Origin of the sequence: Bacillus sp. TH13 (assembly GCF_016651175.1) — a bacterium.
GTDB lineage: Bacteria > Bacillota > Bacilli > Bacillales > Bacillaceae_G > Bacillus_A > Bacillus_A thuringiensis_S.
The window spans coordinates 4,367,086-4,384,173 of record NZ_JAEKEJ010000025.1; the positions used below are offsets into that span (position 1 = coordinate 4,367,086).

A 17,088-nucleotide genomic window follows, 5' to 3' on the forward strand; every position below is an offset into this window, starting at 1 on the left:
TTGCGGAGGGAAAAGAGATCAATAAAATGTACAATGAGGTTGTTAATCGTAATATTTTACGAGTGTATGGAGGTATTTTTATGGAACGATTATGGACGAAATCATTTATTCAAATGACTTTCGCAATGTTATTTTTATTTACAGGATTTTATTTACTTGTTCCAACGCTACCGCTCTTTATTAAAGAGATAGGTGGCAATGAATCGCAAGTTGGACTCATGATGGGGATGTTTACAATAGCTGCTGTAGTAATACGACCGATTATTGGAGGAATGCTAGATCAATATGGTAGAAGATCCTTTATTATTTTCGGACTCATCTTTTTTGGATTAACGATGTATTCCTATAATATAGCATCGACTATTGTCCTTTTAGCTGTTTTACGTGTTATTCACGGAGTAACATGGGCTGTTTCTACAACAGCTGTTGGAACAGCGATAACTGATATTATTCCAGATTCACGCCGTGGAGAAGGAATGGGCTGGTACGGGATGGCGATGACAATTGCAATGGCCATCGGACCTATGATTGGATTATGGGTTGTGCAAAATTATTCATTTAATGGTCTATTTTTATTAGCGACGTTGTTATCTTTTATGGCAGTCGTATTATCACTAATAACGAAGATGCCATTTACGCCACAAAAAGAAAAAGGGAAAATTCAGCTATTTGAGAAATCCGTATTAACAATCACGATTGTAGTATTCTTTTTATCGTTTGCATATGGAGGAATAACAACATTTTTACCGTTATTTGCATCATCAATTCATGTGAATCCGGGAACTTTCTTTCTTGTATATGCAATTGCATTAACAATTGTAAGACCAATTTCAGGAAAACTATTAGATAGATATGGAGAAGTATTCATCATACTCCCAGCATTATGTATTACTATTTTAGCTATAGTTGTTTTAACTATTTCGAATGGTTTGATAGGTGTAATTATCGCAGCAACATTATACGGTATTGGATTTGGTTCAGCGCAGCCAGCTTTGCAAGCGGCAATGCTTACAATTGTTGATCCGAGTAAGAGAGGAGTTGCGAACGCTTCATTTTTTACAGCGTTTGATTTAGGAATCGGGTTAGGTGCTATTTTACTTGGAGTGGTTTCACAAATGTTTGGTTATCGTATTTTATTTTCAGGGAGTGCAATTTCAGCATTAATAGCCTTAATTATTTTCGTCTTCTTTGTAAAACAGCGATTAGGAAAAAAAGAGTTTGCGTAAACTGGAGGAATAAAGATGGAAATTTCAATTGATCGTAAAGCTCTACAATGGTTCCAGGAAGAATTACGTATAAAGCACGGTGAATCTGTACGTTTTACTGTAAGGTATGGAGGGGGTAGTTCAATTCAGCCCGGATATTCTTTAGGGGTTGTTGCAGAGAAACCAGATGGGGAAATAGTGTCAGTTGAGAAGGAAGGTATTATATTTTTTGTAGATTCTGATGATCTTTGGTATTTTCAAAACTATGATTTATTTGTAAGTTATCATGAGGAAATGGAAGAAATTCAATTTAATTATGTAAAATAATAACTTTATTAAAAATGAATAAATTTTATATAAAAATTATATTTAAGAGATAGTGAAATAAATATCATATAGTAACGAGCTGTATTTGTGTACAGCTCGTTTTTTCTATTTCGCAAATAAAATTAGAATAATAGTATATTTGGCGGTGTTATATGAAGAATCTTTATATCTTGTTTTTAAAAATACGTAAAGAAGTCTATTCTTTCTTTATAAAACATAAGAATTATTTTCAAAAAATTGTATTGTTACAGTAAGAAAAGTGTAGGAAACTTATCATTATAAAATAAATTGAAATCTTCTAAAAACTCTGATACATTGAAATAGAAATGTAGTTTCACAATATTGTAAAGGCTTACAGTTATGTGCACGAAGATCTATTAGGATTGGAGGAAATAATGATGAAAGCTGAAGAAAAATTTTCCCCGGGATTAGATGGTATAGTGGCAGCGGAGACGAAGATATCGTTTCTTGACACAGTAAAAGGTGAAATTGTAATTCAAGGGTATGACTTAATCGAACTCTCAAAAACAAAAGAGTATTTAGACATTGTGCACCTTTTATTGGAGGAACACCTACCGAATGAGGATGAAAAAGCAACACTTGAAAAGAAATTAAAAGAAGAATATGCAGTACCAGAAGGTGTATTCAACGTACTAAAGGCATTGCCTAAAGAGACGCATCCTATGGATGGATTACGTACAGGTGTGTCGGCATTAGCTGGTTACGATAATGATATCGAAAACCGTTCGTTAGAAGTGAATAAAAGCCGAGGGTACAAGCTGTTAAGTAAAGTGCCAAACATTGTAGCGAATAGCTATCATATTTTAAATAATGAGGAGCCAATCGAACCTCTTAAAGAATTATCTTATAGTGCGAATTTCTTCTATATGTTAACTGGAAAAAAACCAACTGAACTTGAGGAAAAGATCTTTGATCGTTCCCTTGTTTTATATAGTGAACATGAAATGCCAAACTCTACATTTACAGCTCGCGTTATTGCATCAACACAATCAGATTTATATGGTGCTTTAACAGGGGCAGTTGCATCTTTAAAAGGAAGTTTACATGGCGGTGCAAATGAAGCGGTTATGTACATGCTTTTAGAAGCTGGTAATGTTGAGAAATTTGAAGAGTTATTACAGAAGAAACTATATAACAAAGAAAAAATTATGGGCTTTGGACACCGTGTTTATATGAAGAAAATGGATCCAAGAGCACTTATGATGAAGGAAGCTTTAAAACAGTTATGCGATGTAAAAGGTGATTATACACTATATGAAATGTGTGAAGCTGGAGAAAAGATTATGGAGAAGGAAAAAGGAATTTATCCAAATCTTGATTATTATGCAGCTCCAGTATATTGGATGTTAGGTATTCCAATTCAACTTTATACACCAATCTTCTTTAGCTCTAGAACAGTAGGATTATGTGCGCACGTTATTGAGCAACATGCAAATAATCGTTTGTTCCGTCCACGTGTAAATTATATTGGCGAGCGACATGTACTTAGTAAATAAGAACAACTGGGGAGTTGTTAGCGCCGCCCGCCAGATGGGTGTTTGACCGACACCCATCATTAATAATAACGAATTTTCGACAGAAAGGGAAGGATAGCATGATTAAAACAAATGAAATTAAGCAAAAAGATGCATTATTAGAAGAGATTACGGATTATGTATTGAATAAAGAGGTTACTAGTGCAGAAGCATTCAGTACAGCTCGTTACGTATTACTTGATACACTTGGGTGTGGAATTTTAGCACTGCAATATCCAGAATGTACAAAATTACTAGGACCAGTTGTGCCAGGAACAATCGTGCCAAATGGTACACGTGTACCAGGTACGTCTTATGTACTAGATCCAGTAAAAGGTGCATTTAATATCGGATGTATGATCCGTTGGTTAGATTATAACGATACTTGGCTTGCAGCAGAGTGGGGACATCCATCTGATAACTTAGGCGGAATATTAGCGGTCGCAGATTATATTAGTCGCGTTCGTATTTCAGAAGGAAAAGAAGCTTTAAAAGTACGTGAAGTACTAGAAATGATGATTAAAGCACATGAAATTCAAGGCGTGCTTGCTTTAGAAAATAGCTTAAACCGCGTTGGTCTTGACCATGTATTGTATGTAAAAGTAGCTACAACTGCCGTAGTTGCAAAAATGCTTGGCGGAACACGTGAAGAAATCTTTAATGCATTATCACATGCATGGATTGATAATTCTAGTCTTCGTACATATCGTCATGCTCCGAATACTGGCTCACGTAAATCATGGGCAGCAGGTGATGCAACAAGCCGCGGTGTTCATCTTGCAATGACTGCTCTAAAAGGTGAAATGGGTTATCCAACAGCATTATCTGCACCAGGATGGGGATTCCAAGATGTATTATTTAACAAACAAGAATTAAAATTAGCTAGACCACTAGAGTCTTATGTAATGGAAAATGTATTATTTAAAGTATCATATCCAGCAGAATTCCATGCACAAACAGCTGCAGAATGTGCAGTGAAGTTGCATCCGGAAATTAAAGAAAGATTAGGTGAAATTGACCGTATTACAATTACAACTCATGAATCAGCAATTCGTATTATTGATAAAGAAGGTCCATTAAATAACCCAGCTGATCGTGATCATTGCTTACAATACATTACCGCAATTGGTTTATTAAAAGGAGATATCGTTGCAGACGATTATGAAGATGCAGTAGCAAACGATCCACGTGTAGACGAATTACGTAATAAGATGGTTGTTGTTGAAAACAAACAGTACAGTTTAGATTACCTTGATCCGAACAAGCGCTCAATCGCCAACGCTGTTCAAGTTCACTTTAAGGATGGCACAGTAACAGAAAATGTGGAATGTGAATATCCACTTGGTCACCGTTTCCGTAGAGACGAAGCAATTCCAAAAGTTATTCAAAAATTCACTGCAAATATGGCAGGTCATTATTCTAGTAAGCAACAAGAAGAAATTCATGAAGTTTGTTTAAATGAAGAAAAACTAGAAAATATGAATGTAAACGAATTTGTAGATCTATTCTTAATTTAATAATAGGGGGAATTTAGAATGGCTTGGGTTGTGAAAAAGCAGTCAACACAAGAGGAGCTTGCGAATCGATTCCGAGCTTTAGTAGAAGCAAATGAAATTTTGCAAATTCCAGGTGCTCATGATGCAATGGCGGCTTTAGTTGCAAAAAATACAGGTTTTTCAGCTCTTTATTTATCCGGAGCTGCTTATACTGCAAGTAAAGGTTTACCAGATTTAGGTATCGTGACGTCTACTGAAGTGGCTGAGAGAGCAAGAGATTTAGTAAGAGCTACAGACTTACCTGTTCTTGTTGACATTGATACAGGATTTGGTGGTGTACTAAATGTAGCGAGAACAGCTGTAGAAATGGTGGAAGCGAAAGTAGCAGCTGTCCAAATTGAAGATCAACAATTACCAAAAAAATGTGGACATTTAAATGGTAAGAAACTTGTTACTACAGAAGAATTGGTTCAAAAAATTAAAGCGATTAAAGAAGTTGCACCGAGCTTATACATTGTAGCACGTACTGATGCTCGCGGCGTTGAAGGATTAGATGAAGCAATTGAAAGAGCAAATGCATATGTAAAAGCAGGTGCAGATGCAATTTTCCCTGAAGCGCTTCAATCAGAGGAAGAATTCCGTCTATTTAATAGTAAGGTAAATGCACCTTTACTTGCGAATATGACTGAATTCGGAAAAACTCCATATTATAGTGCAGAGGAATTTGCGAACATGGGCTTCCAAATGGTTATTTATCCTGTAACTTCACTTCGCGTTGCAGCGAAAGCGTATGAAAATGTGTTTACTTTAATTAAAGAAACAGGTTCTCAAAAAGATGCACTTTCTAATATGCAAACGAGAAGTGAATTATACGAAACAATTTCATATCATGACTTTGAAGAGTTAGATACTGGTATTGCAAAAACAGTATTATCAGAAGATCAATAGATAAAGCAGTGAAGGCGATGAAAATACATCTTTGGCAAAATAAAATGCTTGATGTGAAAAATCATCGCCTTCTATTTTCAAAAAAGATATTCCACTCATCGTAGACGAGCATAAGCAAAAAGCTATGAAGGCCGAATGATAGGGGGATACATATGGAGCAAACGAAGTTACCATGGGATGAATTTTTTTCACTCAATAAAGATATAAATCATACTTACTTTACACCAGAAGATTTTTCAGGTGATGAAGATTTAATCGCAAAAACGACAGAACAATTCGTTAAACAAGAAATTGTTCCACAAATGGAGAATATTGAACAACATAACTATAAAGTTTCTCGTCAATTATTTGAGAAAGCTGGGGAACTTGGATTATTAGGCATTGAGGTACCAGAAGATTATGGCGGGTTCGAGTTAGGAAAGGCTGTCTCAGGTCTTGTAGCAGAGAAAATGGGTTACGCTGGTGCATTTAGCGTTTCATTTAATATACACGCTGGTGTCGGTACATTGCCTTACATATATTACGGAACGAAAGAACAGAAAGAAAAATATTTACCAAAAATCGCATCGGGAGAATGGATTGGGGCTTATGCTTTAACTGAGCCAAATGCTGGTTCGGATGCATTAAGTGCAAAAACGAGCGCAGTATTGAATGAAGAGGGAACAGCTTGGAAGTTAAATGGTGAGAAGCAATGGATTACAAATGCTCATATGGCAGATGTATACGTTGTTTTTGCGAAGACAAATAAAGGAATGACAGCATTTATTGTCGAAAGAACATGTGAAGGTGTATCCATTGGGTTAGAAGAAAAGAAAATGGGTATTAAAGGTTCTTCAACGGCGACTCTTATTTTAGAAGATGTTGTCATCCCTGTTGAAAATGTTTTAGGGGAAGTTGGGAAAGGGCATCACGTAGCTCTTAATATTCTTAACTTTGCTAGACTTAAACTTGCTTTTGGAAATATTGGAACAGCAAAACAAGCAATTGGTTTGTCAGTTCAATATGGAAAAGAGCGAAAACAGTTCCAAATGGAATTAGTAGACTTTACGATGATTCAAGAGAAAATTGCAAATATGATCATTGCTACATATGGAGCAGAAAGTGCAGCTTACCGTACAGCAGGTGTAATTGATGAAGCAATTCATGAGAGCGATGAAGATCTTATGAAAAAAATGTCTCAATTTGCAATTGAATGTGCACTAAATAAAGTAAATGCTTCTGAAACACTTGCTTATATTGTAGATGAAGCTGTACAAATTCATGGTGGTTACGGTTATATGCAAGAGTATGAGGTAGAACGATTATATCGTGATGCTAGAATTAGTCGTATTTTTGAAGGAACGAACGAAATTAATAGATTAACAGTTGCCAAAATGTTAATGAAGCAAATCGAACCATTAGAAGATACTGAAGTAGAAAGTGATGTAGCAAATGTCGAAAGAAACCATCGTTACATTTTATTAGCGAAAAAATTGTTGAAACAATCTTTGAAAACGCTCTCTAAAACTCCAAGTCTAAAAATCGACCAAGAACAAGAATATTCACGTGTAATATCAAATATGTTGACGGACGTGTACGTCATGGAATCAGCGTTTTTACGTACGAGAAAAGCAGTAAGTAAAAATGGTGAGGAAAAAGAACGTACGAAGCAACAAATAACGGATGTTATTTGTGAAGAAGGATATCGTAAAGTAGAAGAAGCGGCGATTTCTGTACTTTCAGCGGCTGTCACAGAAGAACAAGATAGACATGTGATTTTAGCTGAAATCCGTCAATTATTAGTACCTTTATACACGAACGTATTTACGAAGAAGAGAGAAATTGCGAAAGCTATTATAAATCGTGGGAAATATATTGTGTAAATAGGAGGAAAGCGATATGAAAAAGATTGGTTTTATCGGTTTAGGTAACATGGGTCTTCCGATGTCAAAAAATCTAGTTAAATCAGGTTACACAGTATATGGCGTGGACTTAAATAAAGAGGCTGAAGCGTCCTTTGAAAAAGAAGGCGGAATTATCGGTCTATCAATCTTAAAACTAGCAGAAACATGTGATGTAGTTTTTACAAGTTTACCTTCACCTCGCGCTGTTGAAGCGGTATATTTTGGAGCAGAAGGATTATTTGAAAATGGTCACTCGAATGTAGTTTTCATTGATACAAGTACGGTATCGCCGCAGTTAAACAAACAATTAGAGGAAGCTGCAAAGGAAAAGAAAGTAGACTTTTTAGCAGCACCTGTGAGTGGTGGAGTAATCGGAGCCGAAAACCGTACATTAACGTTTATGGTTGGTGGATCAAAAAAGGTATATGAGAAAACGGAATCTATCATGGGCGTACTAGGCGCGAATATTTTCCACGTTAGTGAGCAGATTGATAGTGGTACAACTGTTAAGTTAATTAATAACTTATTAATTGGTTTTTATACAGCTGGTGTGAGTGAAGCTTTAACATTAGCAAAAAAGAACAATATGGATTTAGATAAAATGTTTGATATTTTAAATGTAAGTTACGGTCAAAGTAGAATTTATGAACGTAATTTTAAAAGTTTTATAGCACCTGAAAACTACGAGCCAGGATTTACTGTGAACTTATTGAAGAAAGATTTAGGATTTGCAGTTGACTTAGCTAAGGAAAGCGAACTCCATTTACCGGTAAGCGAAATGTTATTAAACGTATATGACGAAGCGAGTCAAGCTGGATATGGTGAAAACGATATGGCTGCTTTATATAAGAAAGTTAGCGAGCAATTAATTTCTAATCAAAAATAAATTATACAAAGGAGAGAATACAATGATTACAACTGAAATTAAACGAGTAAAAAATCACATTAACGGTGAGTGGGTTGAATCGACAGGTACGGAAGTAGAAGCAGTTCCAAATCCAGCGACTGGAAAAATTATCGCTTACGTTCCACTATCTCCAAAAGAAGATGTTGAAAAAGCTGTTGAAGCGGCAAAAGCAGCATTCGAAATGTGGTCTAAAGTACCAGTTCCGAATCGTTCAAGAAATTTATATAAATATTTACAGCTATTACAAGAAAACAAAGATGAGCTTGCGAAAATCATTACGCTAGAGAATGGTAAGACGCTAACGGATGCAACAGGTGAAGTACAGCGTGGTATTGAAGCGGTAGAACTTGCAACATCTACACCAAATCTAATGATGGGTCAAGCGCTGCCGAATATTGCTAGCGGAATTGATGGATCAATTTGGCGCTACCCAATCGGAGTTGTTGCTGGTATTACGCCGTTTAACTTCCCGATGATGATTCCGTTATGGATGTTCCCACTTGCAATTGCTTGCGGTAATACATTCGTATTAAAAACATCGGAAAGAACGCCACTTTTAGCGGAGCGACTTGTAGAATTATTCTATGAAGCAGGTTTCCCAAAAGGCGTATTAAATTTAGTACAAGGCGGAAAAGATGTTGTAAATAGCATTTTAGAAAATAAAGATATTCAAGCTGTTTCGTTCGTCGGTTCTGAGCCAGTAGCTCGTTACGTATATGAAACAGGTACGAAACACGGAAAACGTGTACAAGCGTTAGCAGGTGCGAAAAACCATGCGATTGTAATGCCAGATTGCAATCTTGAGAAAACAGTACAAGGTGTAATTGGATCTGCATTTGCAAGTAGTGGAGAGCGCTGCATGGCATGCTCAGTAGTAGCAGTAGTGGATGAAATTGCTGATGAATTCATTGATGTATTAGTAGCAGAAACGAAAAAATTAAAAGTAGGCGATGGCTTTAGCGAAGATAACTATGTTGGACCATTAATTCGTGAATCTCATAAAGAGCGCGTTTTAGGCTATATTAATAGTGGTGTAGCAGATGGGGCAACTTTATTAGTAGATGGCCGTAAAATTAATGAAGAAGTTGGAGAAGGTTATTTTGTAGGTGCGACAATCTTTGATGGCGTGAATCAAGAAATGAAAATTTGGCAAGATGAAATTTTTGCTCCAGTATTAAGCATTGTACGTGTTAAAGATTTAGAAGAAGGTATTAAACTAACAAATCAATCTAAATTTGCAAATGGTGCGGTTATTTATACGTCAAATGGTAAACATGCACAAACGTTCCGTGATAACATCGATGCTGGTATGATTGGTGTAAATGTAAATGTTCCAGCACCAATGGCATTCTTCGCATTTGCAGGAAATAAAGCTTCATTCTTTGGTGATTTAGGTACAAATGGTACAGATGGCGTTCAATTCTATACACGTAAAAAAGTTGTAACTGAGCGCTGGTTTTAATAAAGAGTAGACTGTCAGATTAGTTGTGAAATGAAAAACACCACTATTAATAGTGGTGTTTTTCGTTTTTATCAATTACTTTTTTCAAAAGCTAGTTTAACACCAAATCCAATTAGGACGATTCCTGTTAGCCCTTGAATATAACGTTGCGTCTTCGGTTTTTTCATAAAAGCACTAATTTTATCAATTAACAATATATAAAACGCAAACCAAATGGCAGTTAAAACGAGGTAAGTAAGGCCCATTACAAGAAGTTGAATAAATGTATTATGATTTGGATTTAAAAATTGCGGTAAAAAAGTTAAAAAGAAGACTGCTATCTTAGGATTTAATAAATTCGTTAGAAATCCTTGGCGAAAGCAAGAAGTATGTTTGTTTTCATTATTTAAAGATATATCATTTGTATCTATGCCTTCTTTATTTCTTACTGCTAAAAGGGCTTTAATACCGATATATATTAAATAGAGAGCCCCAACGTACTTGAAAATAGAAAATAAAAGAGCTGACTTTACAATAAGTGCAGAAAGACCAATTATAGCAGCTAAAGTATGAATTAATAGTGCAATACATGTACCAAACACTGTTTTCACTCCACCGACTTTACCAGCAACCAATGTGTTTTTCGTAGCCATTGCTGTATCTGGACCAGGTAAAATGATAAGGCAAATAGACATAATGATGAAAAGAAGATAATTTTCTATCATAGCCGCCCCTCCTTTTTATTTTTAGAATATTTGATTAAAATCAGTGTAGCACAAAAATGGATTTAATAAAATTAAATTTTATTAAAAATTATTAAATAAAAAAGGCTATATAGTAGCTGTAATTTCACTACTATATAGCCTCGATTTTATCCCGCTATTTGCGGGTAGTAAGATTTCCACCGCACAAGATTTAGCTGAAGCAAAGAAGTTAGGTGGGGGATGAACAAAACACCCACGCATTACAGTTTCATTTTATGCATTAAGTAAGTTAAAGAAACGATTCACATCTTCTTCTGAAACGTCACTTAACTGTTTATATTTATAATTCGGATTTTGATCTTTATCAACGACAACGGAGCGTACTCCTTCGAAGAAATCTTCATGTCTCATGAAATTTTTAGCAAGTATAAGGTCCGTAGCGAAGCATTCTTCAACGGATTTATCTTGTCCATCAATAAACTGTTTTAATGTTACTTTGAGTGAAATAGGGGATTTTGATAACAGTGTTTCTTTTGTTTTTAGAGCAAAGGAACTTTGATCTTTCTCCAATGAATGGATGATTTCTTCAATTGTATCGAAAGCAAAATGTGAATTGATTACTTCTAATGAAGGAGTCAGCTCGCTTTCTAAGTTTGGAGCAGTTGCAAATGTATGAATAACTTCTTTTAAATTAGTATGTACATCATCTTCTTTATGCCAATTTACACTTTCAAGTTCAGTAAGAAACTCTGGTAATGAATCAGATGTCATAAAGTAATCAGCAGCATTAATAAATAATACGTCAGAAGCTTTTAAAATAGATGCTGTTAAAGCAACGAAGCGTCCTGTATATCCAGGTGCTTTATTTAAGAAATATGCAGCTCCGACGTCTGGGAAGAAGCCGATATTCATCTCTGGCATTGCCCATTTCGTACGTTCAGTTACAATGCGATACTTCGCACCATTTGTAAGACCGACACCACCGCCCATTACAATTCCATCTAAACAAGCAATAATCGGTTTTGTATATTGATAAATATATGTATCAATTTCATACTCTTCTTCAAAAAAACGTTCTGCATGTTGCAATGCCACTTCATTGGAACGCGCTTCATAAAGAGTTTTAATGTCGCCACCTGCACAAAAACCTTTTGTGCCAGCTCCTTTTAACACGATAAGTGCAATACGCTCATCGTGTTCCCACTCTTTAAGTTTTTGTCCGATAGGTTGTAACATGTCATAAGATAAAGAATTAAGTGCTTTTGGACGGTTTAAAGTAATTGTTGCAACGCCGTTTTCACTAACAGAAAATAAAACGTGTTCAGTCATAATGCATCCTCCCTTACATATCTTCTTATTTCTTAATTCTTGATATGTACTGAAATGTCCTTTATAAATTTTGTCAAAAGTTGACGGTAAATATTAATTTGGTCACCGCATATTTTGACGAGTTATCTTTGCAGGATTTCAGAGACTGAGGGGGAATATTACAACATTACTGTAAGTGTAATTATTTGAAGTTATTATGATAAAAGCGCTATTATATAGGTGTGAATTGTTCATTATCAATTCTAAAAAGAGTGTTTGAAGAAAAAATGAATCGTACAATTGTAATAAAAAATTTTACACTGAATTAGAAATAGAGAAAGGAGAAATCGGAATGCCAGGACCTTTACTATTGTCGGTTATTATTTTGTCTTCTTTAATGATAGGGATAACGCAGTATTTTCATCATACAGATACGACAGAAGAAGTGAAGGATAAAGTACGTCTCGTATTTCCGATTTTTATAATATCTATTTCATTCTGTATTTTATTAAATAAAGATGGGTACATTGTCGCAGTGTTCTCATTTTTCGTCGCAATCGTTTTAATTACCGTTTTATATTATGTAATGAAAGACTTTATACAAAAATAAAGATGTCACAATAGGCATTTTTATTTTGGAGAAAATATAAAATTTCACATACCGTACTTTATATAAAATACATAAAACATATAACAATAGAAAAGTGTGTACTTTGCTGTGTATGTACTTGTCAATCTTGCATAGCCACTATACTATTAAAATGTAGAGATTATAAAAAGGGGTTGTATCTATCATGAAATTTGAGATGCACACAAAAATTATTTCAAATGAAAAAGAAGTAAGATTACATATTGAAGAAAATATATTTCAATTAATATTGGATGGTTATCACTTATTTACAATTCAAGAAATATTGCCTTTATATAAATCAAATGAAGAAAGAATTGGAAGTGCAACGATATTGAAGCTAGAGTGGGAGAACGGAAAAACTACAATAAACTATCAACTCGTTTCACTAAAATCAGTAAATTAAAAGGAGTAGAAAAATATGAAGTTATTTCATACAGCGGATTGGCATTTAGGTAAGCTTGTTCATGGCGTGTATATGACTGAAGACCAAAAGATTGTATTAGATCAGTTTGTACAGGCTGTTGAAGTAGAAAAACCAGATGCTGTAATTATTGCAGGTGATTTATATGACCGAGCAATTCCACCTACAGAAGCAGTAGACTTATTAAATGATGTGCTGCAAAAAATAGTTATTGATTTACAAACACCAGTTATTGCAGTAGCTGGTAATCATGATAGTCCGGATCGTATCCATTTTGGGAGTAGTTTAATGAAAAAACAGGGATTACATATTGCAGGCCAATTTCAATTCCCGTATGAACCTGTTGTACTAAATGATGAATATGGAGAGGTTCACTTCCATCTAATACCGTATGCAGACCCAAGCATAGTTAGACACGTGTTGAAAAATGAAGACGTACGTTCTCATGATGATGCGATGCGCATTTTTATGAATGAGCTCTCTGAAACAATGGATAAAGAAGCTAGACATGTATTTGTTGGACATGCATTTGTAACTTCTTCAGGAGAAGCGGAGGAGAATACAAGTGATGCAGAACGACCACTTTCAATTGGTGGTGCTGAATATGTAAATAGTCATTATTTTGATAAGTTTCATTACACAGCGCTTGGACATTTACATCAAGCGCATTTCGTACGTAATGAGACCATTAGATATTCAGGTTCACCACTTGCCTATTCAATTTCTGAAGAGAAACATAAAAAAGGTTATTACATTGTAGAACTGAATGAAACTGGTGAAGTAGCAATTGAAAAAAGGTTACTTTCACCACGTCGTAAAATGCGAACAGTAGAAGCGAAAATAGATGAATTATTACAGCACCCAGTAAGTGAAGATTACGTATTTGTAAAATTATTAGACGAAAACCCTGTCTTACAGCCAATGGAGAAAATACGATCTGTATATCCAAATGCAATGCACGTTGAAAGAGCGATGCAAAGGCGAGAACTCACAGATACAAATGAAGTAACGGTTTCAAGACATAAAACGGATGATTTATCTCTTTTAAAGGCTTTCTATAAAGAAATGAAAGGGTTAGATTTATCAGAAGAGAAAGAACGCCTATTTATAGATGTATTACAAACAGTGCAAGAACGGGAAGGTGAACGAGGATGAGACCGATTCAGCTTATTATGACAGCATTCGGGCCATATAAACAGAAAGAAGTAATCGATTTTGAAGATCTTGGAGAACATCGTATTTTCGCTATTTCTGGGAATACGGGAGCTGGAAAAACAACGATTTTTGATGCGATTTGTTATGTGTTATATGGTGAGGCTAGTGGAGAAGAACGTAGTGATACGAGCATGCTTCGAAGTCAATTTGCTGATGATGATGTTTATACAAGTGTAGAACTAACCTTTCAATTAAAAGGGAAACGCTATGAAATAAAAAGACAACTTGGACATAAAAAACAAGGGAATAAGACCATTACAGGACATGCAGTAGAATTATATGAAGTTATTGATGGAGAAAACGTTCCAGCCGTCGATCGTTTTCATGTAACAGACGTAAACAAAAAAGTGGAAGATTTAATTGGGTTAAGTAAACATCAATTTAGTCAAATTGTTATGTTACCACAAGGTGAATTCCGAAAACTATTAACATCTGAGACGGAAAACAAAGAAGAGATTTTACGTCGTATTTTTAAAACGGATCGTTATAAATTAATGCGTGAGTTACTTGATCAAAAGAGAAAACAATGGAAAGATGTTTTACAAGAAAAACAAAAAGAGAGAGAGCTCTATTTCCGTAATGTTTTTAAATTACCAATCCGTGATGGAGCATTATTAGAGACATTAGCGGCACAAGAACATGTAAATACGCATCAAGTAGTAGAAGCGTTAGAACAAGAAACAACAGTGTATAAGGCAGAGGTTGAGCAATTACAAGTAGAACAAGATGTTCAAACGAAGCAATTAAAGGATGCAGAAACACGTTTTCATGCAGCAAAATCTGTAAATGAGAAATTTATAGATTTACAACAAAAGAATGAGAAATATAACACTTTACAAGAGAACCGTGCAGCAATTGAAAGGAAAGAAAAATCCTTTAAACGTGCGGAACAAGCAAAGCGCTTATTACCATTTGAACAATGGTATGAAGAAGCAATGCAAAATGAGCAGAAAGCTGAAAGTTTGTTAAAACAGATAATCGTCAAACAAGAACAGATAATGAATAGTTTTGAGCTTGCTCAGGAGAAGTATGAAGTAGTAAAGAATAAAGAACTTGAACGAGAAGAGGCTAAAAAACTTGTTCAAAGATTAGAAGAGTTACAAGCGATCATTGAATCATTAGCTGAGAGAAAGCTGAATTTACAAAATGCCGAAATTCAAATAGGGAAATTAAAAGAAAGTATGCACAAGTTGGATCAACAACTAGAAGAGCATACAAGTCAAAAACAGGGAATGTCTGATGAATTGCAGCAATTAGAACAAGCACTTGAGCAATATGTAGCTAAAGTAGAAGAACTAACGAATATGCGAGAAGATGCAAAAGTTTTAAAGCAAGCATATGATGTTTGGCAAGAAAAACAAAAATTTGAGCAAGAAAAAGAGGCGGCAAATAATAAAATGCAAGTGGCAGTTCGTGCATATGAAAACATGGAGCGCCGCTGGTTAAGTGAACAAGCTGGTATATTAGCTCTTCATTTACATGATGGTGAATCTTGTCCGGTATGCGGTAGTACGAATCACCCGCAAAAAGCTACAGAGCAAAGTAATGCGATCGATGAAAAAGAGTTAAACGATTTAAGAGATAAGAAGAACATAGCTGAAAAATTACATGTGCAAGTAGAGGAGAAATGGAATTTCTATCGACTACAATATGAACAAGTGATAGAAGAAGTTGTGAAGCGCGGCTACAACTCGGAAAAATTAGCTGAAACATATAGTGCACTTGTTCAAAAAGGAAAACAATTAGCAGCAGACGTGAATACGTTAAAAGCAAGTGAAGAAACACGTAAGCAGATTGCTGTGAACATGAAAAGCGTAGAAGAAAAAATAGAAGAACTTCAGAAACAAAAACGGGAAGTAGAAACAATGCAGCACCGTACAGAAATGGAGTGCATGCAACTTCGTACGTCATATGAACATGATAAACGAAATATTCCAGAAAACTTACAAACAGTACAAGCTTGGAAAGCACAGTTGGACCAAGCTATGCAGGAACTTAGGTTAATGGAGGACGAATGGAAGAAAGTGCAGGAAGCGTATCAGCATTGGCAAAATGAAAATATACGTATTCAAGCAGAACAGAAAGGTGCTTCTAATCAATTTGAAAGTGCAAAATTGAAGAAAGAAGAAACTTTCGCACGCTTTATGAGAGAGCTAGAACAAAGCGGGTTTACAGATCAATTCACGTATAAAGAAGCCAAATTAAGCGATGCCCAGATGGAGATGTTACAAAAAGAAATTCAAGGTTATTATTCATCTCTCGAAGTGCTTGCAAAACAAATTGAAGAGTTAAACTCAGAATTAAAAGATAAAGAGTATATGGATATTACATCTTTAGGTGAACACATAAAAGAACTAGAAATTAATCTCGATATAATTAAAGAAAAACGTCAACGTGCGCAAAATGCGGTAACATATATTTCTGATTTACATGAAAACATTAGACGTATTGACGAACAAATTCACGAGGAAGAAAAAGCCTTCCAAGAACTTGTTGATTTATATGAAGTAATGAAAGGTGATAACGAAAGTCGTATATCATTTGAACGTTACATCTTAATTGAGTATTTAGAACAAATCGTTCAAATCGCAAACGAACGACTACGTAAATTATCAAATGGACAATTTTATTTAAAACGAAGTGAACGAGTTGAAAAAAGAAACCGTCAAAGTGGATTAGGCTTAGATGTGTACGATGCATACACTGGCCAAACGCGCGATGTAAAAACATTATCCGGCGGAGAGAAATTTAACGCATCACTTTGCTTAGCGCTAGGAATGGCAGATGTAATTCAAGCATATGAAGGTGGTATTTCCATCGAAACAATGTTCATCGATGAAGGGTTCGGTTCATTAGATGAAGAATCATTAACGAAAGCAGTAGATGCCTTAATTGACTTGCAAAAATCAGGCCGATTTATCGGTGTCATTTCACACGTACAAGAGCTGAAAAACGCAATGCCGGCTGTATTAGAAGTAACGAAGCAGAAGGATGGGTGTAGTCAGACTAGGTTTGTGGTGAAGTAAGCTTAGAAAATGGAGTAGGGAATCTACCGATACTTTTAGTG

14 protein-coding genes are annotated in these 17,088 nt (G+C 35.2%); 12 read left to right on the forward strand and 2 right to left on the reverse strand.

The genetic code is table 11. The annotated features are described in order from the left end of the window. Positions 1–80 precede the first annotated feature (80 nt). From JFU02_RS30935 to JFU02_RS30970, 8 genes are all read left to right on the forward strand, one after another. Positions 81–1,226, forward strand: coding sequence for an MFS transporter (locus tag JFU02_RS30935; protein WP_042973301.1), 1,146 nt, complete (start codon positions 81–83; stop codon positions 1,224–1,226). Between the two features lie 15 nt (positions 1,227–1,241). Beyond that, positions 1,242–1,532 carry a HesB/YadR/YfhF family protein gene (locus tag JFU02_RS30940; protein ID WP_061667586.1) on the forward strand — a complete coding sequence of 97 codons (291 nt, stop codon included), beginning with the start codon at positions 1,242–1,244 and terminating at the stop codon, positions 1,530–1,532. 395 nt (positions 1,533–1,927) lie between these two features. Next, positions 1,928–3,049 (forward strand): citrate synthase, encoded by a 1,122-nt coding sequence (mmgD, locus tag JFU02_RS30945; protein WP_001987369.1) that lies wholly within the window; start codon positions 1,928–1,930, stop codon positions 3,047–3,049. Positions 3,050–3,147: 98 nt separating this feature from the next. Next, positions 3,148–4,584 (forward strand): 2-methylcitrate dehydratase, encoded by a 1,437-nt coding sequence (gene prpD, locus JFU02_RS30950; RefSeq protein WP_000598124.1) that lies wholly within the window; start codon positions 3,148–3,150, stop codon positions 4,582–4,584. 18 nt (positions 4,585–4,602) lie between these two features. Next, positions 4,603–5,511: a methylisocitrate lyase gene (prpB, locus tag JFU02_RS30955; protein WP_000312640.1), complete on the forward strand. Its 909-nt coding sequence runs from the start codon at positions 4,603–4,605 to the stop codon at positions 5,509–5,511. A gap of 152 nt (positions 5,512–5,663) precedes the next feature. Next, positions 5,664–7,373, forward strand: coding sequence for an acyl-CoA dehydrogenase family protein (locus tag JFU02_RS30960; protein ID WP_098867576.1), 1,710 nt, complete (start codon positions 5,664–5,666; stop codon positions 7,371–7,373). Positions 7,374–7,389: 16 nt separating this feature from the next. Beyond that, positions 7,390–8,280 (forward strand): NAD(P)-dependent oxidoreductase, encoded by an 891-nt coding sequence (locus tag JFU02_RS30965; protein ID WP_061667583.1) that lies wholly within the window; start codon positions 7,390–7,392, stop codon positions 8,278–8,280. 22 nt (positions 8,281–8,302) lie between these two features. Further along, a complete protein-coding gene (locus tag JFU02_RS30970) occupies positions 8,303–9,763 on the forward strand; it encodes a CoA-acylating methylmalonate-semialdehyde dehydrogenase (RefSeq protein WP_061667582.1) in 1,461 nt (486 codons plus the stop codon). Positions 9,764–9,834: 71 nt separating this feature from the next. Here JFU02_RS30970 and JFU02_RS30975 read toward each other — a convergent pair whose 3' ends face one another. Both JFU02_RS30975 and JFU02_RS30980 read right to left on the reverse strand, forming a co-directional pair. After that, on the reverse strand, positions 9,835–10,467 hold the full coding sequence (locus JFU02_RS30975; RefSeq protein WP_061667581.1) for a LysE family translocator: 633 nt from the start codon (positions 10,465–10,467) through the stop codon (positions 9,835–9,837). A 252-nt stretch (positions 10,468–10,719) separates the two neighbouring features. Continuing rightward, positions 10,720–11,775, reverse strand: coding sequence for an enoyl-CoA hydratase/isomerase family protein (locus JFU02_RS30980; protein WP_061667580.1), 1,056 nt, complete (start codon positions 11,773–11,775; stop codon positions 10,720–10,722). Positions 11,776–12,106: 331 nt separating this feature from the next. Between JFU02_RS30980 and JFU02_RS30985 the strand changes: the two genes are divergently transcribed. The 4 genes from JFU02_RS30985 to JFU02_RS31000 all read left to right on the forward strand — a co-directional run bounded on the left by JFU02_RS30985 (position 12,107) and on the right by JFU02_RS31000 (position 17,047). Next, on the forward strand, positions 12,107–12,364 hold the full coding sequence (locus JFU02_RS30985) for a hypothetical protein (RefSeq protein WP_001119409.1): 258 nt from the start codon (positions 12,107–12,109) through the stop codon (positions 12,362–12,364). Between the two features lie 184 nt (positions 12,365–12,548). Next, positions 12,549–12,788: a DUF2584 family protein gene (locus JFU02_RS30990; protein ID WP_000667344.1), complete on the forward strand. Its 240-nt coding sequence runs from the start codon at positions 12,549–12,551 to the stop codon at positions 12,786–12,788. Positions 12,789–12,803: 15 nt separating this feature from the next. After that, positions 12,804–13,961 carry an exonuclease SbcCD subunit D gene (locus JFU02_RS30995; RefSeq protein WP_000765159.1) on the forward strand — a complete coding sequence of 386 codons (1,158 nt, stop codon included), beginning with the start codon at positions 12,804–12,806 and terminating at the stop codon, positions 13,959–13,961. Next, a complete protein-coding gene (locus tag JFU02_RS31000; protein ID WP_061667579.1) occupies positions 13,958–17,047 on the forward strand; it encodes an AAA family ATPase in 3,090 nt (1,029 codons plus the stop codon). Before JFU02_RS30995 ends, JFU02_RS31000 begins: the two co-directional genes overlap by 4 nt. Positions 17,048–17,088: the final 41 nt, after the last annotated feature.